This is a genomic window from Saccharopolyspora spinosa NRRL 18395, from assembly GCF_000194155.1.
GTDB lineage: Bacteria > Actinomycetota > Actinomycetes > Mycobacteriales > Pseudonocardiaceae > Saccharopolyspora > Saccharopolyspora spinosa.
Map to the genome: position 1 here is coordinate 436551 of NZ_GL877881.1, position 23681 is coordinate 460231.

A 23681-nucleotide genomic window follows, 5' to 3' on the forward strand; every position below is an offset into this window, starting at 1 on the left:
GTCGCCCTGTCGCGCAACGAGATCAAGAAGTCCGGCGAGCACTCGCTGGGGGCGGGGCTGCGCCAGAGCAAGGGCAAGGCGTTCCTGCTGACGCTGGGGCTGCGGTTCGGCCAAGCCGGGAACTCCGGTCTGGTGCAGACTTTCCTCGTCGGCTACATCGCCACGAACCTGCTGGTGAGCAAGTCCGTGCCGACGACCGCGATCGTCTACGGCTCGCTGCTGGGGTTCGCCACGGTTCCGCTGGTGGGCATGCTGGGCGACCGGTTCGGCCGTCGCCCCGTGTACCTCGCGATGACCGCGCTGACCATCGTGCTCGCGGTGCCGATGATGGCGACGATCGCCGCCGGGCACACCGTGGCGCTTTCCGTCGCGATGGTCGTGGGCCTGAACATCGGCGTGCTCGGCCTGTTCTCGTTGGAGAGCGTCACGATGGCGGAGATGTTCGGCTCCCGGAACCGCTTCACCCAGCTCGCCGTGGCCAAAGAGATCGGCGGCGTCCTGGCAACCGCGATCGGCCCGGTGCTGGCCGCCACGCTCACCGCCGTGACCGGGCACTGGTGGCCCATCGCGGCGATGCTCATCGCCTACTCGTTGATCACCTTCGCGGCCGCGTACTTCTCGCCGGAGACCCGCGGTCGTGACCTGGTCCGGCTGGAGGACGCCGTATGAGGGCGGTGGTCGTGCACGGCCCCGGCGACGTCAGGGTCGATCTGCTGCCGGACCCGGTGCCCGGCGACGGCGAGGTCGTCATCGCTATGGAGTGGGGCGGCATCTGCGGTTCGGACGTGTCCTACTGGCGGCACGGCGGCTCCGGTACGGCGGTGCTGAAGCATCCGCTGGTGCTGGGGCACGAGGTCGCCGGGCGGGTCGCGAGCGTCGGCCGCGGGGTGACCGGGGTCGAGGTCGGCCAGCCGGTCACCGTCCACCCGGCCGAGCTGGTCGGTCCCGAGGCGCTGCCCGAGCGGCTCGCCGGGCGCACCAACCTCCATCCCCGGGTCCGGTACTTCGGCTCGGCCGCGCTCCACCCGCACACCGACGGCGGTTTCAGCGAGTTCCGGGCCGTGCGCGCCGATCAGCTGCGGCCGCTGCCGGATGGCGTGAGCACGCGTCGGGGCGCGCTGGCGGAACCGCTCGCGGTCGCGCTGCACGCGGTCAACCGCGCCGGGGCCTTGGCGGGGCGGACGGTGCTGGTCAACGGAGCCGGGCCGATCGGCGCGCTCGTCGTGGCTGCGGCGAAGCACCGCGGGGCCGGCACTGTGATCGCCGCCGATCTCGCCGGTCCCGCGCTGCGCATCGCCGAACGCCTCGGCGCCGACGAGGTGCGGAACCTCGCTATCGGCGACTCGCTGCCCGCAGACGTCGAGCTGGTCTTCGAGGCGTCCGGCGCGCCGGGCGCGCTCGGGCCGGTGCTGCACGCGACCGCGCGCGGCGGCACGCTCGTGCAGGTCGGCAACCTGCCCGGCGAGCCGGCACCCGCAGCCCTCGGCGACCTGGTGACCAGGGAGATCACCTGGATCGGCTCGTACCGGTTCGTCGACGAGATCACCGACGCGCTCGGCGACCTGGCCGCCGGGCTGGACGTCGATCCACTCATCACGCACACCTTCGACCTCGACGATGCGGCGGCGGCGCTCGCCGTCGCGGCAGACCGAAAGAGCAACAGCGGCAAGGTTCTCCTGCGGCTGGGCGGAGAAGTGAACGAATGACGCCGGTCATGACGCTGGGCGAGACGATGGCGCTGCTGAACAGCGCGGCCTCGCAACTGTCCACATCGGACATCGATGAGTCGCACGCGCTCGGCAAGACCGGCCCGCGCACGGCGGTGGTCAAGCTCGGCGCAGCTTCAGCCGGAGATTCTGCTGCACCACCCGGGTCTTGCCGCAAGCCCCTCAGCGGGGTAAACGTTGAGAATGGCAGGGAAAACGTTCCTTGCTGCTACGTCTGATGTGGACGAGCGAGCTCCTCTCGCAGCGCGGAGCGAGAGGTTCTTCCGCCACCAGCTTGGCCGACGAGAACGCCGTCGAGAACGCCGCCACTCTCAAGGAGCAGAACCTCGATCGGCCGGGGAGTCCGTCACCGCGTCCACGGCTGCCGTGCTTCGCGGCTCGATCAGCGTGCGACGTAGGCGCTCATGAGGGCCTGGACCTCGTAGACGTCGACGCCCTTGCCGAACTGTTTCGTGATCGGCTCGGCATTGCCCGAAAGCCAGATCTTCAGCTCGGCGTCGAGGTCGAAGGTACCGGCGGTCTCGACGGAGAAGTGGGTGATGCTGCGATACGGAATCGAGTGGTACTCGACCTTGCGGCCGGTCATGCCCTGCTTGTCGATGAGGATCAAGCGCCGGTCCGTGAAGACGAACGAGTCCCGGATCAACTGGTAAGCGGCATGAACTTCCTCTCCCTGCGCCAGCAAGCGTCCGAACTCCCGCGCCGCTGCACGAGGATCGATACGCGAAGCGTTGCCCAGCATTCCGTCGAAAAGTCCCATGCGCGCACTCCCCGCCTAACGAATCCGATTCCGTGCGACCACAGTAACGAAACGCCTGATGTCCGAGGTCGTCTTTCCGGGGTCCGACGCGGCGAGGCCCGCGAACCGAGAGCGCTTGAAACGCCGGTGGCGTCGCCCCTGGATCGTCCCGCGCTCCATTCTGGTTAGGCGGTTCGTGCTTCGCGTCGGGAGCGGATCGCCAGGCGTCGCACGTGCCATGCCGAGTAGATTCCCCCGCACGCCATGAGCCACGGGACGGCGATCACGGAGCCCGACAGGACCGTTACGACCGCGACCAGCACGATGCCCAGCGCCGAATCCGCGAGCCGGACGAAGAAGATGTGGCGCGACATGCGCCGGGCGACCACCTCGGTGACATGGGGCAGTCCCGCTGCCCAGACCATCAAGTACGCGACCCACCCGAGTACCAGCAGGGGGTCCACGGCTTGGCCGGTCAGCAAGGTGCCCAGGGGGTTGGCGAGCAACGTCAGCGCGACGCCGCCGACTCCGGTGCCGATGATCAGCAGCCATGTCGCGCGGTGGACGAGCCGTTGCCCGGCGACGGCGTCCTGCCGCATCTTGGCTACGAAGTTCGACAGCAGGAAACTGCCCGCGCCGTTGATCACGACCTGCAGCGGTGCGACGACGAGGCGACCCGCTTCGAGCACCCCCACCGCGGCCGTGGACACCAGCAGCGCGACCAGGGCGCGTGAACCGAGAAGAGCGGCCGGACGCAAGGCGGCCTGCAAGGATCTCCAGGCGGCGAACGACATCACCGCGCGCAGACCGGCTGTTCCGGCCCGCAGCAGCCGCAATTCCGCTGCGGGCAGCTGCACAACGCCCACGAACACCGCTGCGGCCGCTCCGGCCGCCATCGACAGGAACAGCGCCGGCAGCGAGACCCCGGCCACCGCGGCTGGTGCGAGCGCGAGCATCGTCCCGGTGATGTGCACGATGTCGTTGCCCACGAGGTGCCAGAACTGCAATCTGGCCATGAGCAACCGCCGCACCGTTTCGGCGGCGAGTCGCAGCACTGCCATCATCCCGAAGGCCAGTGCGGTAGCTGGTTCGCCGTCGCGCAGCAGCAGGGCCGCGCCGACTGCGACGGCGAAGCACAGCAGCCAGCCCGCGAGGGCGCTGCTGACGATGCTGGCCCGGGTGCTGGGGTCGTGGCGGTCGAGGACCGCCCCACCCAGCCCGTGTACAGCGCGATCGCCGTCACCAGCAACGCCAGCAGCAGCACGAAGGATCCGAACTCGGCAAGCCCCAGCGTGCGGGCGGCCAGCACCTGGAGCACCAGACTCGTGCCCGCGGTGATGCCCTGCGACAACACCGGGGCAGCGACCTTCGCGACGAGGCGCCGTTTCGGCGCACGCGCACCGGTCGTGGTCATCGGGATGGTTGCGGGGCGGGAGATTCGGCGGCGCGCCCGGCCGGGGCCGCCCCGGCGAATGTCAGCACGTACCCGGTGATCGTTCCGCCGAACAGCTGCAACTGCTCGCGCAACCTGCGCAGCGAACCGAGATCGCCGTCCCGCCGCACCGTCACCACCACCCCGTCCGACGCGCTGATCAGCGACGTCGTTTCTGGCTGGGAGATCAGCGTGGGCAGGTCCACCAACACCAGGTCGTAGCGCGACCGCATCTCCGCGATCACCTGCTGCAGCAGTCCGGAACGCAGTTGTTCCCGGGAGTAGGGCTGTCCGTGCCCCGCGGGCACCACGCTGAACCCGACCCCGTTGCCCAGGTGCACCGGGTGCGCCGACTGGGCCAGCGACGCGTCCCCGGTAGCGATCGAGGTCAGCCCGGGCCAGTCGGCCAGCCCCAGCATCTGAGACAGGTCGCGGGAGCGGATCGCGGCGTCGACCACCAGCACCTGCAGGCCGTCCCGGGCGGCGGCGCTGGCGATCTGCATCGTGGTCGTCGTCGCTCCCTCACCGCCGGACGGGCCCGTGACGAGCACGACTCCCCTGCCCACCGTCGATCGCAGACCGGAGGCCACCAGCTGGTAGGAGCGCAGCGGCGGGACACCCGGTTTGCGCAGCGCCAGCATGGCCTGGGCGGGCAGCGTCTCGATCTCGCCGAGCACCGGTTCGTCAACGACGCGGGTGAGGTCGTCGGCATCGCGCACCCGGTGATCGCGATCGGCGCGGAACCAGGCCAGCGCGGACGCGAGCATCAGGCCGACGGCCGTGCCGACGGCGAGATCGCGCAGAATCCCGCGCCAAGGACTCGTGCCCGCCGGCGACGCGACATCCACGAACGACACCCCGTCGGCGAACTGCGAGGCCACCACCCGGATCCGGGTGATCTGCTTGTCCAGGTCGCTGAGCGTCGAGCCGGCGGCCGAGCCGACGGGGCTGCTCTGCGGGCGCCCGCCGGCCTCGGACACGATCGCCGCGCGTTGCGCGTTCAACGTCTCCAACGCCTTGTCCGTGGCGGCGACCACCTCTGCCCTGGACCGCTCCTGGTAGGCGGCGATGACCGCATTGGCGATCAGCACGGAACGTTCCAAACCCGGCCCGTCGACGTTGATCTCGATGGACTCGCCGCTCGAAGAGGCGTCCGCGGTGATAGCGGCGCGCAGCTGCAGCACGGTCTCCTCGCCGCCGAGCCGGGCACGCGCGCCGTCGAGCACCTCGTCGGAGGTGACGAACAAGGCCCGCTGCTTGACGTAGCGGAGGAAGCTGGACTCGCTGGCCATCTCGATCCCGAGGACACCGGTCTGGTCGGGTGCCTTGAGCACGATGCGCGCTTGGGCGCTGCGGCCGTCGCCCGCGACCAGTGGGACCAGCAGGCTGATCAGCACCGCCGCTGCCACGATCGCCAACGAGATCCAGCGATACCGCCACAACGCACCAAAGATCGTCGGTGCCGGGTAGGCGTCGTCCATCGACCGTCATTCCGCTCTGTGTGCCAAAAGGAGGATTCCTCCGGGCAGGCCGGCGCCCATCGGTAACGCACCGGGCCCCTGCGGCGAATACCGCGTGAGCGCAGTGATCGGAACCGCTGGAAATTCGCGGCCGATGGGGCAAGTCAACTGATCGGGCTACCCGGGAGGAGAACCATCGATATTTTCAGTATTCAGACGATGGTGATCGCCTGTCAAGTTCTTCCGCCCGGCGGCGCCGCGCTTGGCCTACCCAGTGATTTCCGCACGTGTTGTGCAGGAAAGAAAGGCTTCGATGACCACTACCGACATGCCGAAATCCGGCTTCGCAGCGGCCTTACGCCGGTTGCCGTCCGCGCAGAAGTCGGCCAAGGGAGCACCTGCCTACTCGCGGTTCGTCAACCGCAAGGCGGGTGGCTACCTCGCGGCGGCCGCCTTCCTGCTCAAGGCGACCCCGAACCAGGTCACCGCCGTCAGCGCCCTGTTCACCTTCGCCGGCATCGCCGCCGTCGCCACCGCCGCACCGTCGTGGCCGCTGGGCATCGCGGTGGGCCTGGCGCTGGTCGTCGGGTACGCGCTGGACTCGGCGGATGGCCAACTCGCCCGGTTGCGGGGCACCAGCAGCATCGCGGGCGAGTGGCTGGACCACGTGATCGACAGTGTGAAGATCGCCACACTGCACCTGGCCGTGCTCGTCTGCGCGTTCCGGTTCTTCGACCTCCCCAGCGGTTTCCTGCTGGTCCCGCTCGGCTACGCCGCGGTCGAGACCGTCATGTTCTTCGCGATGATCCTCAACGACCAGTTGCGCCGCGGCCACAACTCCGGTTCCGGCGCACCGGCCCCCGCTGCGGGATCACCTTCGATCCTGCGGTCGTTGCTGGTCCTGCCGACCGACTACGGGGTCCTGTGCCTGGCTTTCCTGCTGCTGGGATCCCCGATGGCGTTCTCCGTGGTCTACGGCGCGCTCTTCCTGCTCAACACCGCCTTCCTCGCCGCTGCGCTGCCGAAGTGGTTCGGCGACATGGCGCGCCTCGACGGCACCGCTGCGAAACAGGGGCGGTGACGATGCCCACTACCGGATACGCACCCGGCGCCTTCGACATGTTCCACATCGGACACCTCAACATCCTGCAGCGCGCCAGCCAGGAATGCGACCACCTGGTGGCGGGTGTGGTGACCGACGACGTCCTGCTGAGCGTGAAGGGCCGCAAGCCGGTCATCCCTTTCGAGGAGCGATTGGAGATCGTGCGCAACATACGATGCGTCGCCGAGGCCGTCACGGACCAGTACGAGGACAAGTTCCGCATGTGGGAACGCCTCCGGTTCGACGTGCTGTTCAAGGGCAGCGATTGGCGTGGCACGGCACGCGCCGAGGCGTTGGAGCGCAAGCTGTCCGCTGTCGGGGCGCGAATCCGCTACTTCAGCTACACCACCCACACGTCCAGCACCTTGCTGCGGCAACGAATCTCGCTCCCCTCGCCCGGTGTGCTCGGCGAGCTGGAGCCCGGGCCGACATGAACCGGCCACGTCACCGCGACCGGCTCGTGTCCGCAATCGCCCTCGTGACCGCGCTGCTGGCATCCTGCAGCGCGAACGGCAACGACAGAGCCGCAGCGCATCCCATCGACGCGACGATCACCACGACGGCCTACCCGGTGCCCGCCGGCGCGCTCTTCGTCGCCACCAACGGGAACGACTCCGCACAGGGCGACGAAGCGCGACCGCTGCGCAGTCTCGGCGAGGCGGTGCGCCGGGCGCAGCCCGGAGCCACGATCGTCCTGCGAGAAGGGACGTACCGGGAGACGGTCGGCATCATCGACAAGAAGCTGTCCATCCAGCCCTATCCGCGCGAGCACGTCTGGCTCAAGGGCAGCCGGGTGGTCTCGCAGTGGTCCCGCGACGGCGATGTGTGGGTGCACGCGGGCTGGAACGTTCCGCTGTGCCGGACGTGCTTCTTGCCCGAGATCATCGACCCGGCGCATCCGCTGGCCGGGCTTCCGGACATGGTTTTCGTCAACGGCAGGCCACTTCGGCAGGTGGGCGAGCGGAGCTCGGTCACCGACGGCACGTTCTACGTCGACGTCGCGCGCAAGGAACTGGTGATCGGTGAGGACCCGGCCGGGCGGTTCGTCGAAGCGACCGAGTTCGACTGGCTGCTGCAGTTCGACGGCGCGGCGGCCGCGGGCAGTTCGATTCGCGGGATCGGGATCGCGCACTACGGATCGAACCAGGAGTACGGCCAGCGCGGCGCGATGGTCGTGGTGAACGCGCCATCGGTGGTGTTGGAGAACAACACCTTCGCCGCCTCCGCCTCCAGCGGCGCCGCGGTCTTCCAACCCGATGCGAACCTGAGCGGCAACCAGTTCCTGGACAACGGTCTGGTCGGTTTGATGGCCAACCGGGCCGATGGGCTCCGGTTGGTTTCGAACACCTTCGCGCGCAACAACAACGAGCACTTCGCCTTGACCGGCGAGGCCATCGGAGCGGCGGGCGCGAAGGTGACTCGCACGAAGCGGGCGTGGGTGTCCGACAACGAGTTCGCGGACAACTTCGGCACCGGGTGGTGGTGCGATCTGGGATGCACCGATGCCGTGGTGGTCCGCAACATCGCGCGGGGCAACGCCGTGAACGGCCTGTACTACGAGGTTTCAGCGAGGGCGCTGATCGCGTCGAACATCGTGGTTTCCAACGACGGGCTCGGCATCAAGGTCTCCAGTTCCGACCACGTCCGGCTCGTGCACAACACGTTCGTCGACAACGGGATCGAGCTCGGGCTGTACAACGACAAGCGGTCTGCGAGTTCGGACCCCTACAGCGAGGAGCTGGGCCTGTCCTGGATCACGTCCAACACCGAGCTGCTGAACAACTTCCTGATCAGGCAGCACGACACCGAGCCGCTCATCGAGTCCGCCGACTACAAGCCGCACCCCAAACCGGCGTCACCGTTCATCTCCACCAGCGACGGCAACGCCTTCCTGCGGGCAGCGGGCTCGGCGCCACTGGGCACCTGGTCGCTCGGCTCGGGTGAGGTCGTCACGATCAACACGTTGCCGCAGTTGCGGGAACGGACGGGACTCGACCTGCACAGCCTGGCGGCAGCACCGCCGCCCGCCCCGTTTCGCTATCCGGACCGGGACGATTACTCGCTTCGCCCCTCCACGCCGGGTTTCCGCGCCGGTCGGCCCCTGCCGCCGGATGTCGCCCGGATACTCGGCATTCCACCGCTGGACCACCCCGACATCGGTGTGCTCGCCGGCCCACGCGGGTGAGCGCGGGGACGCCTGCTCAGGCGTCCCCGCGTCCCCTCGGGATCAGCTGATGCTGCTGTGCGGGGTGCTGAGCACTGCACCGTCGGCGTCGACCGACCTGATCCAGTACTCGGCCGTGTCCTGCGGCGCTTGGTTGTCGGTAAAGCTCATCGTCGTCACCGACCACGGCCAGGCGCTGCTGGTGGTGGTGTAGATCGGGTTCGCGGTTCCGGCGCGCATCACCTCGTAGCGGATCTCCCGGTTCTGCGCGTCCCAAGTTCCCGTCCACCTGATGGAGATTGCGCCGTCAATGCGCCGGCTGAGGTCCGGGGCTGGGAACGGCACCTGCGGCCCGTTGTTGACAGCGCCGGGCACGCCCCGGGCTGCGAAGCGGGTCAGCGACTGCTGGGCGCTACCGTTGACCGTCGTGAACTCGCCACCGACCACCACGTAGCGACCGTCGGTGTCCACTGCCCACGGCCCGTTCAGCCACGGACTGCCGGCGGGTCCGCCGTTGGTGTTGGGCAGCCACGGCAGCAACTCCGGAATCGGGTCGCCGGAGCGCACGTAGTTGACGTTGCGCTGGGCCGTTTTGGTGGCGGTCGTCGTTTCGGCGAGCAGCCGGTGGTAGTCGATCGATCCGTTCTCGGGGACGGCGTTGATGGCCGCGCAGTTGTGGGTGTGCGAGGCGCTGTAGAGCACACCGTCCGCTACCGCGACGCTTTGGGTGTCGCCGTAGCAGCCGTCCATCCAGCGCGGCTTGCCGGTGGCGATGTCGATGGCGCCCCTGCCCTCGAACCGGGGATTGCCACCGAGCCAGTTGTAGGAACCGACGTAGACCGTCCCCGTGCCGTCGGTGGCCAGGTCCGTGATCGTGTCATAGGGCGAGGGCGTGACCCATTTCCACGGTACGAGGGCACCGCTGGCCGCGTCGACCGCGGTGAGTCCGTGCCGGTAGGTGCCGTTGACGTTGTCGAAGGATCCCCCGATGACCGTGCGCCCTTGGGCCGGAGCGGCCAGCACCGCGAAAACCTCCCGGTCCGCGGTAGGAGCCCAGGGCAACAGCGCGCCGCTGCCGGTGGACACCGCGGCGAGCCGGGTGCGCGGCACGCCGTCGACGGCGTTGAAGCCGCCGCCGAGATAGACGGTGTCGTCGGTGATCGACAGGCCGCGGACCCGGCCGGCCACGCGGGGCTTGAAGTACGGGTCCAGCGCGCCGGTCGCGGCGTCGAAGGCCGCCACGCGCGAGCGCCACTGACCGTCGACCTTGTCGAAGTCACCGCCGACGTAGATCTTGTTCCCGTCCGGCGAAACCTCGATCCGGAACACGCTGTCGCAGATCCACCGCCCGGTGTTGGCGGGCTTGCAGAACGGTCCCGGGTCCGAGCCGGAGAACACGCTGCCGCTGACCACCGGTGCCCACGGCAGGAGTTCGCCGGTGGTCACGTCGAAGGCCAGCAGGTTGTTGCGGGTGACCTCACCTGGTCCCCCCGGCGCCACGCCGGCCGGGCGCGCCTTGCTGAACTTCCCGCCGGCGACGGCGATGTTGCCCGCGATGGCGACCGCGAAGACCACACCGTCGGTCTGCGGCGTCGGCAGCGCCCCGGCGGGCGGCTATCGCTGCCGGTCCCGGCACTACTGCCGCCGACAACGCGGCGACGGCCACTGCGGCGACGCACGAAAGCTTCCGCGCGCGATTCATCGGACCTCCTTGGTTTCAGGCTTTTCAGGCATTGACACTGCCGCTGAGACGTCAGCCCGCGCGCCGGGCAGCCCGCGCGGCGTGGTTGTGCGCCGGTCGGCGCGCAGGACGCGGGCGGCCAGTTCTTCGTACTTCTGCGCTACTCCGTCCCACGTGTAGCGGTCGAGCGAGGCAACCTGCTCTTTTCCGCGCAGCGAGGTGCCCGCCGGATCGGCTTCCGCAGCGTCGCACAACGCCGCGAGGTCGCCAGGATCGCGGAAGTAGCGGCCGAACGAGCCGAGGACTTCGCGGTTGAAACGCACGTCGAAGGCGGAAGTCGGGGCAGCCGCGCCCATCGCGCGCAGCAGCGAGGGGTTGGTGCCGCCGACGGAATGACCGTGGATGTAGGTCAAGGCGTTGCCGTAGAGCTGGTCCAGCAGTCGCTGGTCCCACACCGCGCCGAGCAGCCGCACCCGGGGATCGCCTTTCGCTGCTCGCGTGATGCTCGCGGTGTACTCGTCGGCGTAGGGTGCCGATCCCACCACGACCAGCGGATGGCGGGCGTTGCTGCGGAGGTAGCCCTCGACCGCCACGTGCACGTGGTTCTCCGGTTCGAACCTGGCCACGACCAGGTGGTAGCGGCGGGGGCTGAGCCCGAGATCCGTGATGCCGTCGGTCCCGACCTCGGTGAGGACCGGTGCCCCGTAAGGGATGTAGTCGGTCTCGGTGTTGAACCGATCGCGGTAGTAGTCCTGGATTCCCCGGGCGTCGGCGATCAGCGCGTCGGACCAGCGGACGGCGAGCGCTTCGGCGCGGCGGTAGTAAGCCGACCCCGCAGGCCCCCACTTGGCCCGCTTCCACTCCAAGCCGTCGACGTGGGTGATCGTGGGAATTCCGCGGAGCCTCAGCAGGGGCAGCAGCGGTGCGTTGGCGGCGTTGAACACCACCGCCACCTCCGGTGGCCGTACCACCGCGTGCGACGCCGAAAGGGCCGTGTGGCTCAGCGTTTCCAGTGTCTTGCGGCGCAACGCGGGAAGGTACACGAGCCGCATCCCGAGGTGGCGTTCGGGGCGGGGGCCGCGCCCGCCGAGCTTGCGGCAGTACACCGTGACCTCGTGTCCACGCTGGACGAGTCGTCTCCCCACCTCCTCGACGCACGTCTCGAAACCGCCGTAACGCGCGGGCACGCCGCGGGTTCCGATCATCGAAATCCGCATGTTTCGTTCTACCGTTTCGTCGAAGGGCAGCCACTGAATCACGACGGGCAGCCCTGGAACCGCACAGCTGTTTCCGCGCGGCTCACTCGATTCGGCGCCCAGCTTGTAATATGCCTACGGCGGGTAGTCGTTACACCCATTCGGCAACCCGTCTTCGGCGCATTCGCGCCCGAACCCACCTGATCCGAGGACCGGCCGTGAGCTGGAATGCAATTCGACGCCGCTATGGTGTCACGCGTCGCCGGGCCTACGACGCCGAGCGTTGGCCCGTCGTGTGCGTGCTCGCACTGATCGTGGCCAGCGAATACAAGTTCCGCGTTCGCGCCGACGACCAGTCGGTTTCTGGCTCGCCCGACCTGTTCGTGCTGGCCGAAATCGCCGTCTACGCGGCCGTGGCGTGCTTCCTGTTCCTGCGCTTCCGCCCCACGTCCCAGTTGCGGCGCGCCGACTGGATCACCTGTTCGGCCTATGCCTACGCGGCCGTGTTGGTGCTGTCGGCGTTGTACTCGCCATACCACGCACTGGCCCTCGTGCGGGCCTGCCAGGTCGTGGTCGTGCTGGCGCTGAGCCGTTCGATTGCCCGCCATTGCGCCCGGGATGCGCTGCACCGCATCGCGCACGCCTTCGCAGTCCTGGTCAGCGCCTCGGTCGTCTTCGGCGTGGTCGTGCCGTTCCCCCGGCTTCCGACGCAGCCCGACAGGTTCACCTGGCTGCACCTGCATCCGGTGGACGCGGGCCAGTTCCTCGCACTCGCAGTGGTGATCTTGGTCACTTATACGTTCGGTCACCGGTTGGCCCGGCCGGGCCCGCACTGGCCGCTGCCCGCCTACCTCGTGCTGCTGGCGATCTGCGTCGCCGGGTTGATCGGGAGCAACACGCGGGGGGCCGTGTTCGGGGCGATCGTGGGTTGCCTGGTGATCGCGGGATTGCGTTGGCGCGGCCGACGGCGGCTGGAGATCACGGTGGCGTTGGCGCTCGTGCTGATCACCGCGTGGCTCGCCACGGGGCCGCTGATCGAGGCTTTCTTCGTCCGCGGTGAGTCCGCCGAACGGCTCGCGTCTTTGAATTCGCGGACGGATCTGTGGGCTTACGCGTTGGAAGCGTTCCTCCAACGCCCGCTCTACGGCCACGGCCTCACCGCCTCGCGGGGCTTGTTCCTCGACGAGATCGGGTTGGGCGGCGGGCACAACGGGCTGGTGAACGTGCTCGTCGACGCCGGACTGCTCGGCGCGGTGGTGTGGCTCGTGCTGCTCGGCCGCATCTTCACCGCCGCGGCCGCGCTGCGGAACCTCCGGCCCGAGCCGCGGTTGGATCGCATCCTGATCCTCGCGGTGTTGTCGGGCTTGCTCGCCAACTCGATGTTCACCCAAGGGCTCGGCGCTCCGGCCAACGTCGCCTGCGTCTGGCTGTTCCTGCTAGCTGCGTGGACAAGCATGGCAGGTGCGCGGAACTCGCCCTCGGTGCAGTCACCCCATATCCCCGTCTAAGAGCTGGAGCGACATTGGTCCGACGAACCGCGCTCATGGTCCATCCCGGTGCCGAGCTGTACGGATCCGACCGCATATTCCTGGAATCGGTCATCGCGTTGACCGATGCGGGCTGGCGGGTGGTGGTCGCGCTGCCGGAGCGGGGACCGCTCGCCGACCGACTGCGCGACCAAGGCGCAGAAGTGGTCCTGTGCCCGACCCCGGTGCTGCGGAAGTCGGCGTTGCGCCCAGCCGGATTCCTGCGGCTGCTGCTGGAAGGACTGCGGGCAGTGGCGCCGACTTTGCGTTTGCTGCGGAGGACCCGGCCCGACGTCGTGTACGTCAATACCGTGACCGTGCCGCTGTGGCTCCTGCTCGCCCGCTCGACCCGGCGATCGGTGATCGCCCACGTGCACGAGGCTGAGGACAGCGCACCACGCCTGGTCAGGACCGCGCTCGCCGCTCCCCTGCTATGCGCTACCTCGGTGGTGGTGAACAGCGAGGCCACGGCTCGCGTGATCACGCGACCGCTGCCTCGGCTGCGTCACCGGATCCGCTTGGTCTACAACGGTATTGCCGGGCCGGCGCAGGCCGCGTCCCGTGGCGGCGAGCGACCCGATCCGGTCCGGATCGTGCTCGTCGGTCGGCTGTCACCGCGCAAGGGCACCGACGTCGCGGTACGCGCGATCGCCCGCTTGCGCGCCGATGGCCACGACGTCGTCCTCGAACTATTGGGGTCCGCGTTCACCGGCTACGAGTGGTACGAGCGGCAACTGGCGGACCTCGTGCGGCGTCACGACCTGGCGGAGGTGGTCACCATCCGCGGTTTCCGCGCGGACGTCTGGGATGCCTACCGGGACGCCGACATCGCGCTGGTCCCGTCGCGGTTCGAGCCTTTCGGCAACACCGCCGTGGAGGCGCAGCTGGCCGGAACCCCGGTGATCGTGACCGATGTGCAGGGCTTGCCGGAAACCGTCGCGCAGGGCCGCTACGGCCGCGTCGTGCCCGCCGACGACCCCGACGCCCTCGCCGAAGCGATCAGCGATGCGCTTGCCCAATGGCAAGGAACTCTCGCCACCGCAGCGCAGGCTCGCCAGCACGCCCAGGAGGCGTTCTCACCGCAGCGCTACCACGACGACATCGCCACGATCGCAACCGACGCCGCCGGCCGCCGCTGACGAGTCAACGGCCGTCAGTACGCGCCCTGCTTGGTCAGCACCGCGCGCACGGTCTTCCAGAGGATCACGGCGTCCATCGCCAGCGACCAGTTCTCCACATACCGCAGGTCGAGCCGGACGCTCTCGGCCCACGACAGGTCGCTGCGACCACTGACCTGCCACAGCCCGGTGAGCCCCGGCTTGACCAGCAAGCGGCGCCCCACCTCGTAGTCGTAGGTCTCGGTCTCCTCCGGCAGTGGCGGTCTCGGGCCGACCAGCGACATGTGCCCGGCGAGGACGTTGAACAGCTGCGGCAGCTCGTCGAGCGAGTACCGGCGCAGCAGAGCACCGACCTTGGTCACCCTCGGGTCGCGGCGCAGTTTGAACAACGGACCTTCCGCATCGTTGGCCGGGCGCAACGCGGTTCGCATCGCGTCCGCGCCCACCACCATCGTGCGGAACTTCAGCATCGTGAACGTGGTGCCGCCTCGTCCGGTCCGGCGCTGCCGGTAGATCACCGGTCCGCCATCGGACAACTTCACGACGAGGGCGATCACCAGCATCGCCGGCCCGATCAGGCCCAGCAGGAGCAGCGCGCTCACCCAGTCGGCGAGGGCCTTCACGACTCGGCGACCACCGGTGAAGGCGGGTTCGCTGACCTTCAGCATCGGCATCCCCAGCACCGACGACACGTGCAGCCGGGGACCGGCCACCTCCATCAGCACCGGGGCAACGACCATCTCGGCGGAGGTGTCCTCGATCTTCCACGCCAATTCCTGCAAGCGGCGCGGAGTCCAGTAGGCGTCGGCGGTTATGGCGACCACTCGGTACCCGCCGCGCCGGACGTGCTCCGCGAGCTCCTCGACATCACCGATCACCGGAACGCCATCCACCTCGCTGGCCAGCCCCTCGCCGGTTTCGGGACGAAGGCACAGCGCTTGAATCTGCCATCCGACGTGCGGTTGCTGGCGGGTGCGCGCGATGAGGTCGCGCAGCGTGTGCCTACTGCCCGCAGCGATCACCGGTAGCAGGCACCTGCCGTCGCTGCGGGCGCTGTGCAGGTAGCGGCGCAGCAAGTACCGCTGCGCGAGCACCAGAAGCGCAAGCGACGGTAAGACACCGAAAACCCACGGCCGCACTTCCAGCGGCGGCACCGCAAGCCCTGCGACCGCGAGGACGACGCCAGCGGAGAAGATCCCTCGCCCCAGGCGGCGGTACTCCTCGTGGCCTTGCCCCAGGACCCTGATGTTCCAGGAACCGACCAGGGCCCACAACACGGCCACCGCGGTGAGCAACGCCAACACCATCGGAGGCAGCACCGCGATGTCCAGCCAGGCCGCCCAGAGCGATCCCGCTGCCGAAGCCATCGCCGTTGCAACGGCGTCGCTGGCGATCACCGCGAATCGGTACCGCCGTTGCCACACCGTCGCGGGCAGTGCGGGGAGCGGGTGGTCCGGAGGTGCTGTCGCGTTCAACCGCGGAGCCTGAACGAATCCCGTCGACCCTACGCCGTCCGGCAATGACATCGGTGCGCGCATCGGCTCCTGCATCAGACCCCTCTCCAGTTGGCAAAATCGTCCGCGCGGTAAAGGCGATCGGACGTCAGAGCTATCGGGGCAATCACGAATCCGTTACACGTTCACCGACGAAAGTTGAACCGCCGTGGGACTGGAAGGCCAAGCAGCCCGATCCCCGGCGGCCCTCGGCGACGTGCCCAGCATCCTTCTTCAACGGCTCGCCTACATCACCACCGATAGCCGCCCCGCATGTGCGCTGTTGGCGAACGGCGGTGACGTCCGCGGCTGTGCGGCGGATGCCTCGCATGGCTCGCATGCACCGCGTATGCCGACCATTCGTTCCAACGAGCGTGTCGGTGCACGAGCTAAATCTGGGCCTGCAAGGACCTGATGCCCTCGTCCTCGATCTTGTGTCGGCCTACGATTTCGGCAGACGATATCGAATTCCGATATCTACGCGGAACGGAAGGGGGACCGGTCCATGAAAACCACGCGACATGGCCTGGGAGCGGGGAGGCTCACTTCCCACCCGCCCAGGCCCTCCGGTGGCTGCACAGCAGTTCGACCGCCTCGTAGTATCGGAAGCCGATATCGGTTTTGCCATCGAGAGACCGGCCTGTTCCAAGGGGGCGCGGTGCGGGAGTTCTTACGCGGTGCGATTCGGCTGCACATCCTGCACCACGCGGCCGAAGAACCGATACATGGCGCGTGGATGGCCCGCGAGCTGGCCAGTCACGGTTACCGAGTAAGCCCCGGCACCCTGTACCCCACGTTGCATCGGCTGGAAGCAGAAGGGCTGCTGGTGTCCGACCACGAACTGGTGGAAGGCCGTCAGCGGCGGGTCTACCGCCCAACCGATGCGGGCCTGGAAGCGCTAGCTGCCGATCGGGCTGCGCTGCGGGAGCTGGCACGGGAAGTCCTCGGCTACCACGACCTCACCGGAGATCATCGCGACAACCCGGAAGGAGCGCCGTCATGACCACTGCGGTGCACACCGGATGGGGGACGCGACTGCTCAGCACCGACGCCCCGGCTGCGACGATCCTCATCCGGCTGGTCGTGGGCGGCATTTTCCTGTCCGAAGGGATCCAGAAATTCCTGTTTCCGGCCAAGCTCGGCCCCGGCCGGTTCGCCAAGGAAACCCCACTACCAGCGCCGGAATTCTTCGCCTACCTCGACGGGGTGTTTGAGATCGGCTGTGGGGTGCTGCTCATCCTCGGGCTGCTCACCCGGCTAGCAGCCATCCCCATGATCATCAACATGCTCGGCGCGGAGATCCTCACCAAGTTCCCCCTCCTGGCCCACGGCGGGGTGTGGACCTACATGCACGAGGCACGCCCCGAACTCAGCCAGCTGTTCGGCTCGGTGTTCCTACTGATCGTCGGCGCGGGAGCGTGGTCACTGGACGCCTGGCTGACCGCCCCACGGCACACCTCTGCCGCCTGACCGCCGATCACCGCACAACCACCAGCGCCAGCAGGTAAGCCACGGACACCCACACGACCGCAACCAGCGGTGTTTGGCACTCCGTTCGAAGGTTTGTGTAGGTGAGCCGCTACCCCGCATCGACGATTTCGATGGTGTCGATGGGCGCCGGTGGCGGTGCTTCAGTCGCCGCCGGAAAGGCCCAGCACGATCGCCTCGATGATGAGGGCGATGCCAGTCACGATCTCGTAACGGATGTTGAGTCGCCTGCGAACCAGTCGGAAGGCGGTGCGGCCCAGCACAAGCCCGACGAAGGTCATCACGGCGGTGATGACTCCGAAAAGCACGGCTGGCAGCCACGGGGAGAACCCGAGCAATCCGAGGCTGGCGCCTGCGAGAACATTGTCCACGCTCAGCGGCAGCGGAAGACCGAACAGCATCCACGAGTGCTCTAGCTCCTGCTCGGTGTCGGTCACCGGGTGCCGCCACGCCCGCAGCAGCAGGTACAGGCCATATGCGCCGAGCGCGATCGGGCCCACGTAGTCGGCCACCGGTCCGATGGCCTCACCGACGTAATGTCCGAGGAGCAGGCCCACCAGGGGTGCGGCGCCGTCCCAGAACCCGAAGTTGACCGCGACCAGTGCCATCCGGCGCCAGCCGAGCCGCAGCGGCCCGAGCAGGACTGCGGTCCGGAAATTGTCCAGGCCGAGGAAGAACCCGAGCGCAACGAGGTTCGCGGCCTGTCCGATCATGTCGCCCCCCGCACGAAGCACAACCGCTCCCGCTTGCGCGCAGCTGCCACCACCTGCCGCATGAACGCTCTCCCCTTCTGATCAGGATGCTCCGGCTCCCAAGGTGCCGTGGCGGACAAGCATCCGCAATCGATGGCAACGACAGCCGGCGCGGGGCGATTTCCACGGTCCAGTGGCCTCCCAGGTCCGTACCGCAATCGGCTCCCGAGCCGTGGCATCCCTGCGCAACCTCGCCGGTCAGCATCCTGCGGAGCAACGGCTTCCCCAACATCGCCCGAGAAGTCAAGGCGGGCATCCAGGCAGGCGAGGGCGACCTCTTGGCCGGGGTGGAGCGTCGACACCGACGCGCTGCCCCACGAGGACGGCGGGCCCGTCGGTGAGCGGTCGCGCTGGGCCTCAACTTAGTGTTGTAGTGATGCGGTTGACCCACATCCGTACAGTCGCTCGGTCACGCTTCTTCAGCAGGCGCAGGTGGGAGACTCTGTTGCGTATCGGCATGACGTCCTGTCTGAAACGCCGCCACAGGGCCCCGTCCCACGACAGGCCCTTGAACTTCGCCGACTCGACGACCTGGAGCAGTTCACCGAGGGTCAGCCACTCGATGGGGTCTCGTAGCTCGGAGACATTCCACGCAGTCACGTTAACGTCGTTTCGTGCTCGTTCGAGCACAAGCTGAGCGATGGTCTCGTTGAAGAGATTCTTGCGCCACTGTGCACCCGCGTCCCGAATGGCGGCTTCGCGCAGCAATCTCCGGATCGTGCGTTCAATTTGCCAGAGACCCTCGGAGACCGCGGGGAGATCGGCCTGAGGTCCGACGATAGTAGCGATTACGTCGGCGACGGCGTTTTTGAACTGCCAGAACGGCCCCGGCGAATTAAACCTCAGGGCGCCGTCGACGATGTAGGCAAGGCCGGCGCCGCGCATCGCCTCCGCGACACCAGGCTCGACTTCGGTGATGAAGCTGGCGCCGTGGTTCGCTTCGAAAACGGCGAAATCCAGGTCCGTGAGGACGTTGACGCCGAGTTCTTCAAGTGCCGTTCGCAGGAGGAGGTTCAAGTCGGATTGGCGACCAAGCCCGACCGACGGAAGCGATGACGCCGGAATATGTCGCAGCTCTTCGGGGCGTTCGTGCGGTTCGAGCAACGGGAGGCAATGCCAGGATGCGTCGTCAAGCAGGCTGCTGCCCGCGACCGGAGCGAAAGAGATCTTCGGCATGCGGGAAACCAGGCAGATCTCTGCGTCGATGTCCCGGAGTTTGTTGACCTTCGCGCGGAGCGCTCCCAGCGTGACACCGCCGGCTTTGCCGTCATGTGCGAATGCCTCTATGCCGTCCAGGATGACCGGCCCGGTGGGAAGTTCGACGGGACTCGATGTTCCCGCGAAGTCCGCGGCATTGAGCACGGTTCCGCCCAAAGCGCCGAGCAGAGGTTCCCGGAGAATGTCGAACGCGGCACCGCACTGGATGAAGATCAGCTTGAAGCGTTTCATCCGGGTGCGGATCTCCGCAGCCCGGTTCTGTGCGCTGGAGAGGATGAGGTCCGTCATAGTAATTGCAGTACCGGCGTGAGTTCGTAGGAGTACCTTCTGACATGATCGAGCATCTCGCGCATGTTTACGGCAATCTGGTGGCGCCAGGTGTTGATGGTCCTCATGACCAGCGGGTTTTTAAGCTCACGATGGAACGTGTCGAAAGGCAGCTCGTTGACGACGGCGGAGGCCAGGTGCCGGTAGCGGAACGCGCGCCCTCCTGCCGCCTCGAACAATGCCTCCAGCGCGCCATCCTCGATCGTGATGCGCATCTTCTGCCCCACGGACCGGGCAAGGTCGTCGGCTTCGTGCCGTTCGAACGGAGCGAGAAAGTTCGCCTTTGCCCAGGAGAACAGCGGATTGGGCCGGCCGAGGAACTGCGATCCGAAACGGGCGAGAATCACCTGATGATCCTCGACCACGGGAACCGCCTGTTTGCGCCGCTGCAGATTCCGTGAGGTGTCGGGGTGTGTCGATGGCTTAACCGCTCCGGCGTTCCGGGTCGACTGGCGCGGAGTGGTAGCACCGGCCTCGGTCGCGACGTCGTACTGGCCGAATGAGTCCTTGACGCGTGTCGCTGTCGCGCTATCGACAAGACTGGAGGCACCAGGGGCCGGCACACCGAGCTCGCTCAACCGCGCTAACACGCTGTGAGATGACATGCTCAGAGATCTGGCCAACTCATGGCCCCGGAGCCCCACACCTTTCACCATCCCCCGCCACGTTGCGTTTCACAACACGATAGTGGACGTTCCCGGAGTCACGGGCGGGGCTTGACTACTCCAATGGCCTACTTTATGCGCCCGAATGGCGCTATCAAACCACTGCGAATGTTGGGAGAATTCTCGCTTTTGGTACGTGGCTGGCTGGGAGGCCCTGCCCGAATGCAGAAGGACACCGACTCCGGCATCTTCGAGCGCATCGAGCAGGGCGTAATACACCCGCACATCCTGACAACTCACCGCCGACGGCAGCGCCTGCCTGAAGATCACCGTCGGCGGCGCTACTGAACGCGAAGCAATGGCCGCCTGGCAGGGCGTGTGCAAGGTTGACCTATCCGGTTTAGGTAGTTTCGGGCGGGAAGGTGGGTGGCAGGTTGCCCAGGTGGTGGACAGGTTGGCCAGGTGGTGGACCGTTTCGATACCGGCGGCTGTGCCGTTCGGTCGGCGCCAGCGCCATATCCGGTTCGCAAGTTTCCGTCCAGAACAAAGACCTTCCAGGCTGCGGGTCCTGGCACGTCCGTACCCGCCCACGATTTCCATTGAAATTGCGGAGGTTGTCCACAGGCATCGGCGTGTCGGGATGCGACACGCCGACGGTCCGCAAGTTCCATTGAAATCGAAGGTTCGATTTCAATGGAACTTGCGGCTTCTCTCCGCCGAGGCGGACTCGATGAACGTCTTCGCACCGGGAGTCACACGACCCCGCAAGGACTCGACTGTGAGGGTGGGCCGGTCAAGCACAACCCGAATCAGGGAAGCCAAGAACACGAGAGCGCGGCTCCTGGACAGACCGTCACGGCTTGAACAACCACCGCCAGGGCCGGCAGCAACCCATACAGGATTCCCCGCCCACCGCCTCCAGCGCCCGCCAGAGACCGTCCACACGACCCCGCAAGGACTCGACTGTGGGGGTGGGCCGGTCAAGCACAACCCGAACCAGGGAAGCCAAGAACACAAGAGCGCGGCTCCTGGACAGACCGTCACGGCTTGGACAACCCGATGATCTCCCACCGGAAACCGCGCCCTCGTCTCGCGTCCCACCTGGACAAAAACCCGCCGCAACCCTCAGATCAACCCTCAGATCAATCTTGCACACGCCCTGGGGCGCCTGGGTCGCGTCGGCGAAAAGCTGCGAGGCTTGCACGCACCCCGCAGCTCTTTTCACGACGCCACGAGATCGACGGCGCAGACCGAGCATCCTTGCCGCACCCTGCCACCACCCGATCAACTGTCCTTTGTGGACTCGCATCTCATTGACGGGGGTCGGTCACCCGGCCCGTGTCCGCACCAGCAGCGCCCGCCACCCTGCCGCACCTGGCAGCGCAGCGAGACTGCTCGCACTGCGTTAGCTGCGAATGGCGACCGTGGCGTCGAGTTCCACGAGCGCACCCTTGGGCAGCACATGGGCCGGCAATGCGGTTCGAGCGTGGCGGCCAGCGTCGCCCAGGACGTCGATCAGCAGCTTCGACGCCCCGTCGACCACCGACGGCTGGTCGACGAAGTCTCGCGAACTCGTGACCCAGGCATTGAGCTTCAGCACCTGCTCGACGTTGTCCAGGCCAACTGCCTCATGTATGCGTGCCAGCAGGTTGAGCGCAGCGACCCTCGCGGCAGCCACTCCCTTAGCCACCGTGACGCCGTCCCCCAGACAGCCCGTCAGGATCTCACCTGCGGCGGTCCGGGAGATCTGGCCGGACACGTGCAGCAGGGTGCCCCATTGCACACTCGCCTCATATGCGTAACGGGGCGCACCGAGTACCGGAAGCTCAAGGGAAAGCGCTTTGAGACGCTCGTGCGCGTCAGTCATGTCATCTTCCAATTTAATCTGTCGAAGAGGCGACGCAGGTTGGGTCGTGGATACCGTTCGCTGGGGAGCGGTATCCACGCCGTGCGGGCTACTTCTATCGTTGGCAACGCAGCCGTTATCGCTTGCTGAGCACGTAGGTCCGGTCGCGTCCGATGTACCAGAGGTCCTCGGTGCCGATCGCCGCGTTCTCGTACCGCCAAGGGATCTCGGCGGCGCCGTACGAGCCGACCGCGAGGACGTGCTTGTACCCGGGCCGGAGCTCGTTGGCGAAGGACTCCTGCTTGCCCATGAGGTGGCCGACGTTGCGCTTGCGGTACTCGGTGTTGAAGTCGACCTCCGTCCCGAGCATCCCGATCTCGACCATCCGGTCCAGGTGGGGCGCCAGGTAGCGCAGGGTTCCCTCGTGCACGTCCTCGCACACGACGCCGGGCTTGAGCTGCCCGATGATGCCCTCACGCACGACATCGAAGAAGAAGTTGTACGCCTCCTTCGCCGCCGCAGTGCGGGGCAGCGAGCGGGCCATGTCGGAGGTGGCGACGGTGACTCCGTCGAACACGATGCGCACCCCGGCGTCGAGCTGGATGCAGGTCGTCTCGTCGGTGATCGGGTAGTCGACCGGTGGGCCGGGGAAGAGCATCCGGTTCGACGAGTGCAGGTTGGTGAAGTACGGCTCGATGCCGAAGGGGATCTCGTTCACCGTCCGGAACTCGACGATCTTGTCGAGGTACACCGCGTTGATGTCGAGCTCGGAGAACGAGCGGCCGGCGTCGAGGCTCTTCTCCGTCCAGGCCAGCGCCTCTTCGATGGCGAACACGCTGGCCCGGGCGGCGACGACCTGGAATGCGAGGTCCTCGTGATCGCGGATGTCCCGCCAGTGGCCGAGGTCTGTCGAGACCGGAATCAGTTCCGCCCCCTCCCGCTCGAGCTCGCGGGCCAGTCCGACGCTGATCCACTCGTCCTCGACACCGGTCCGCGAGCCACGGGACAGCTCCCGGACGGCGGCACCGACGGACGGGAACTGGCCGACAGGCGCCCCGGAAACCCCGGAGGTTCCATCGGGCGCCAGCACGACGAGCCTGTCCGAACCGGCCAGCCACAGGGCGACTGTTCCGTCCGGCTGCGCGAGCCCGGTCGCCTCGGTGAAGTTGGGCGGCGCGGCGAGGAGCAGCGCGTCGAGGGAGCGGTCGGCGACGAGCGTCTTCAGCGCCGAGAACCGGCTGTCCTCGCTGGCGGTGAACTCCTCCGCCAGGCCGGACAGGTGTTCGACGGCCTCGATCAGCCGCCGCGCGGTGTGGACGCCCGTCTCGCGCCACGTCGCGAACCTCGCCAGGACCTCCTCGAGGTCAATCTCGTATGCGGTGACCGGGGTGGGGTCCTGGTCGGCGACGACGAGCTCGACGGAGCCGGACAGCGTGCGGTAGTGGCTGTAGACGACGTCGGCGGCGAGGCTGACCGCAGCGCCGTCGGCGAGTTCCTTCACCAGGCTCGTCAGGGACGCCGAGGCCGGGGTGTCGGCGACGATTCGGGGGTCGATCGTGACCCAGGGAGCGTAGAACTTGATCTTGTCCTTCGGGACGCCGGCGGAGAGGGCGTTGCCCTGCTCTTGTTGGCGCACGAGGAGGTACTGGTCCTTGTCAGTCTGTGCGATCAGTGGTGCGACGAGCGGGTAGGAGTCGAGGCGGATCGCGGAGAACAGCAGGCTCAAACGGGCGTTGAGTCCGTAAGTTTCTTCGACTTGCGAGGCGTCTGCGGTGAGGCTCAGCATGGGTGTTCCTCTGATGTCAAT

The 23681-nt window shown here is 67.5% G+C and carries 23 protein-coding genes; 11 read left to right on the top strand and 12 right to left on the bottom strand.

Annotated elements, in window-relative coordinates:
* The first annotated feature begins 93 nt into the window (after positions 1–93).
* Genes SSPN_RS60980 through SSPN_RS0135310 form a run of 3 tightly spaced genes read left to right on the top strand, consistent with a single transcriptional unit; the run spans position 94 to position 1945 of the window.
* Positions 94–669, top strand: a complete 576-nt coding sequence (locus SSPN_RS60980) for an MFS transporter (RefSeq protein ID WP_237710926.1) — start codon at positions 94–96, stop codon at positions 667–669.
* Entirely contained in the window at positions 666–1706 is a 1041-nt protein-coding gene (locus tag SSPN_RS0135305) for an L-idonate 5-dehydrogenase (protein ID WP_010314321.1), read from the top strand. Before SSPN_RS60980 ends, SSPN_RS0135305 begins: the two co-directional genes overlap by 4 nt.
* Positions 1703–1945: a hypothetical protein gene (locus SSPN_RS0135310; protein ID WP_010314324.1), complete on the top strand. Its 243-nt coding sequence runs from the start codon at positions 1703–1705 to the stop codon at positions 1943–1945. Before SSPN_RS0135305 ends, SSPN_RS0135310 begins: the two co-directional genes overlap by 4 nt.
* A 164-nt stretch (positions 1946–2109) precedes the next feature.
* Here the strand turns inward: SSPN_RS0135310 and SSPN_RS0135315 are convergent, their stop codons facing one another.
* The 4 genes from SSPN_RS0135315 to SSPN_RS0135325 form a co-directional block, all read right to left on the bottom strand.
* Entirely contained in the window at positions 2110–2487 is a 378-nt protein-coding gene (locus SSPN_RS0135315; RefSeq protein ID WP_010314326.1) for a PH domain-containing protein, read from the bottom strand.
* Between the two features lie 164 nt (positions 2488–2651).
* Complete coding sequence (locus SSPN_RS47410; protein ID WP_010314327.1) at positions 2652–3521, bottom strand: hypothetical protein; 870 nt, start codon at positions 3519–3521, stop codon at positions 2652–2654.
* 5 nt (positions 3522–3526) lie between these two features.
* A complete protein-coding gene (locus SSPN_RS60985) occupies positions 3527–3880 on the bottom strand; it encodes a hypothetical protein (protein ID WP_010314329.1) in 354 nt (117 codons plus the stop codon).
* The gene (locus SSPN_RS0135325; RefSeq protein WP_010314331.1) at positions 3877–5379 is read right to left on the bottom strand and encodes a polysaccharide biosynthesis tyrosine autokinase; all 1503 of its coding nucleotides are present in this window, start codon (positions 5377–5379) and stop codon (positions 3877–3879) included. Before SSPN_RS0135325 ends, SSPN_RS60985 begins: the two co-directional genes overlap by 4 nt.
* A gap of 292 nt (positions 5380–5671) precedes the next feature.
* On the opposite strand from SSPN_RS0135325, the gene SSPN_RS0135330 reads away from it, so the two are divergent.
* Genes SSPN_RS0135330 through SSPN_RS0135340 form a run of 3 tightly spaced genes read left to right on the top strand, consistent with a single transcriptional unit; the run spans position 5672 to position 8645 of the window.
* Complete coding sequence (locus tag SSPN_RS0135330; protein ID WP_010314333.1) at positions 5672–6439, top strand: CDP-alcohol phosphatidyltransferase family protein; 768 nt, start codon at positions 5672–5674, stop codon at positions 6437–6439.
* Between the two features lie 2 nt (positions 6440–6441).
* Complete coding sequence (locus tag SSPN_RS47415) at positions 6442–6894, top strand: FAD synthase family protein (RefSeq protein WP_044576656.1); 453 nt, start codon at positions 6442–6444, stop codon at positions 6892–6894.
* Positions 6891–8645: a right-handed parallel beta-helix repeat-containing protein gene (locus tag SSPN_RS0135340; RefSeq protein ID WP_010314338.1), complete on the top strand. Its 1755-nt coding sequence runs from the start codon at positions 6891–6893 to the stop codon at positions 8643–8645. The genes SSPN_RS47415 and SSPN_RS0135340 overlap by 4 nt, the downstream gene beginning before the upstream one ends.
* A 42-nt stretch (positions 8646–8687) precedes the next feature.
* On the opposite strand, the gene SSPN_RS47420 is transcribed toward SSPN_RS0135340, so the two are convergent.
* Positions 8688–10199 (bottom strand): PQQ-binding-like beta-propeller repeat protein, encoded by a 1512-nt coding sequence (locus tag SSPN_RS47420; protein ID WP_010314339.1) that lies wholly within the window; start codon positions 10197–10199, stop codon positions 8688–8690.
* Between the two features lie 123 nt (positions 10200–10322).
* Positions 10323–11510: a DUF1972 domain-containing protein gene (locus SSPN_RS0135350; RefSeq protein WP_237710911.1), complete on the bottom strand. Its 1188-nt coding sequence runs from the start codon at positions 11508–11510 to the stop codon at positions 10323–10325.
* 209 nt (positions 11511–11719) lie between these two features.
* On the opposite strand from SSPN_RS0135350, the gene SSPN_RS47425 reads away from it, so the two are divergent.
* Positions 11720–13009 (top strand): O-antigen ligase family protein, encoded by a 1290-nt coding sequence (locus SSPN_RS47425; protein WP_237710912.1) that lies wholly within the window; start codon positions 11720–11722, stop codon positions 13007–13009.
* A gap of 14 nt (positions 13010–13023) precedes the next feature.
* Positions 13024–14166 carry a glycosyltransferase gene (locus SSPN_RS0135360; RefSeq protein ID WP_237710913.1) on the top strand — a complete coding sequence of 381 codons (1143 nt, stop codon included), beginning with the start codon at positions 13024–13026 and terminating at the stop codon, positions 14164–14166.
* Between the two features lie 14 nt (positions 14167–14180).
* Here SSPN_RS0135360 and SSPN_RS0135365 read toward each other — a convergent pair whose 3' ends face one another.
* Entirely contained in the window at positions 14181–15695 is a 1515-nt protein-coding gene (locus SSPN_RS0135365; RefSeq protein ID WP_010314348.1) for a sugar transferase, read from the bottom strand.
* Between the two features lie 601 nt (positions 15696–16296).
* On the opposite strand from SSPN_RS0135365, the gene SSPN_RS0135370 reads away from it, so the two are divergent.
* Positions 16297–16641 carry an Rv3488 family transcriptional regulator gene (locus tag SSPN_RS0135370; protein ID WP_010314350.1) on the top strand — a complete coding sequence of 115 codons (345 nt, stop codon included), beginning with the start codon at positions 16297–16299 and terminating at the stop codon, positions 16639–16641.
* Positions 16638–17108, top strand: coding sequence for a DoxX family protein (locus tag SSPN_RS0135375; RefSeq protein WP_010314352.1), 471 nt, complete (start codon positions 16638–16640; stop codon positions 17106–17108). The genes SSPN_RS0135370 and SSPN_RS0135375 overlap by 4 nt, the downstream gene beginning before the upstream one ends.
* A 161-nt stretch (positions 17109–17269) precedes the next feature.
* Here the strand turns inward: SSPN_RS0135375 and SSPN_RS0135380 are convergent, their stop codons facing one another.
* The 3 genes from SSPN_RS0135380 to SSPN_RS52870 all read right to left on the bottom strand — a co-directional run bounded on the left by SSPN_RS0135380 (position 17270) and on the right by SSPN_RS52870 (position 20001).
* Complete coding sequence (locus SSPN_RS0135380; protein WP_237710914.1) at positions 17270–17860, bottom strand: manganese efflux pump MntP; 591 nt, start codon at positions 17858–17860, stop codon at positions 17270–17272.
* A gap of 375 nt (positions 17861–18235) precedes the next feature.
* Positions 18236–19384 carry a hypothetical protein gene (locus tag SSPN_RS0135385; protein WP_010314356.1) on the bottom strand — a complete coding sequence of 383 codons (1149 nt, stop codon included), beginning with the start codon at positions 19382–19384 and terminating at the stop codon, positions 18236–18238.
* The gene (locus tag SSPN_RS52870; protein WP_237710915.1) at positions 19381–20001 is read right to left on the bottom strand and encodes a hypothetical protein; all 621 of its coding nucleotides are present in this window, start codon (positions 19999–20001) and stop codon (positions 19381–19383) included. Before SSPN_RS52870 ends, SSPN_RS0135385 begins: the two co-directional genes overlap by 4 nt.
* 249 nt (positions 20002–20250) lie before the next feature.
* Between SSPN_RS52870 and SSPN_RS61935 the strand changes: the two genes are divergently transcribed.
* Positions 20251–20376 carry a hypothetical protein gene (locus tag SSPN_RS61935; protein ID WP_272941794.1) on the top strand — a complete coding sequence of 42 codons (126 nt, stop codon included), beginning with the start codon at positions 20251–20253 and terminating at the stop codon, positions 20374–20376.
* Positions 20377–21433: 1057 nt separating this feature from the next.
* Here the strand turns inward: SSPN_RS61935 and SSPN_RS0135395 are convergent.
* Positions 21434–21895 carry a RidA family protein gene (locus tag SSPN_RS0135395; protein WP_029536055.1) on the bottom strand — a complete coding sequence of 154 codons (462 nt, stop codon included), beginning with the start codon at positions 21893–21895 and terminating at the stop codon, positions 21434–21436.
* 115 nt (positions 21896–22010) lie between these two features.
* On the bottom strand, positions 22011–23660 hold the full coding sequence (locus SSPN_RS0135400; RefSeq protein WP_010314363.1) for a M24 family metallopeptidase: 1650 nt from the start codon (positions 23658–23660) through the stop codon (positions 22011–22013).
* Positions 23661–23681 lie beyond the last annotated feature (21 nt).

Excerpts from the sequence above, each read along its gene's own strand:
- SSPN_RS0135305 (WP_010314321.1), top strand. The coding sequence starts at position 666 with ATGAGGGCGGTGGTCGTGCACGGCCCCGGCGACGTCAGGGTCGATCTG.
- SSPN_RS0135310 (WP_010314324.1), top strand. The coding sequence starts at position 1,703 with ATGACGCCGGTCATGACGCTGGGCGAGACGATGGCGCTGCTGAACAGC.
- SSPN_RS0135315 (WP_010314326.1), bottom strand. The coding sequence starts at position 2,487 with ATGGGACTTTTCGACGGAATGCTGGGCAACGCTTCGCGTATCGATCCT.
- SSPN_RS60985 (WP_010314329.1), bottom strand. The coding sequence starts at position 3,880 with ATGACCACGACCGGTGCGCGTGCGCCGAAACGGCGCCTCGTCGCGAAG.
- SSPN_RS0135325 (WP_010314331.1), bottom strand. The coding sequence starts at position 5,379 with ATGGACGACGCCTACCCGGCACCGACGATCTTTGGTGCGTTGTGGCGG.
- SSPN_RS0135330 (WP_010314333.1), top strand. The coding sequence starts at position 5,672 with ATGACCACTACCGACATGCCGAAATCCGGCTTCGCAGCGGCCTTACGC.
- SSPN_RS47415 (WP_044576656.1), top strand. The coding sequence starts at position 6,442 with ATGCCCACTACCGGATACGCACCCGGCGCCTTCGACATGTTCCACATC.
- SSPN_RS0135340 (WP_010314338.1), top strand. The coding sequence starts at position 6,891 with ATGAACCGGCCACGTCACCGCGACCGGCTCGTGTCCGCAATCGCCCTC.
- SSPN_RS0135350 (WP_237710911.1), bottom strand. The coding sequence starts at position 11,510 with ATGATCGGAACCCGCGGCGTGCCCGCGCGTTACGGCGGTTTCGAGACG.
- SSPN_RS0135365 (WP_010314348.1), bottom strand. The coding sequence starts at position 15,695 with ATGCAGGAGCCGATGCGCGCACCGATGTCATTGCCGGACGGCGTAGGG.
- SSPN_RS0135375 (WP_010314352.1), top strand. The coding sequence starts at position 16,638 with ATGACCACTGCGGTGCACACCGGATGGGGGACGCGACTGCTCAGCACC.
- SSPN_RS0135385 (WP_010314356.1), bottom strand. The coding sequence starts at position 19,384 with ATGACGGACCTCATCCTCTCCAGCGCACAGAACCGGGCTGCGGAGATC.
- SSPN_RS61935 (WP_272941794.1), top strand. The coding sequence starts at position 20,251 with ATGCAGAAGGACACCGACTCCGGCATCTTCGAGCGCATCGAGCAGGGC.
- SSPN_RS0135395 (WP_029536055.1), bottom strand. The coding sequence starts at position 21,895 with ATGACTGACGCGCACGAGCGTCTCAAAGCGCTTTCCCTTGAGCTTCCG.
- SSPN_RS0135400 (WP_010314363.1), bottom strand. The coding sequence starts at position 23,660 with ATGCTGAGCCTCACCGCAGACGCCTCGCAAGTCGAAGAAACTTACGGA.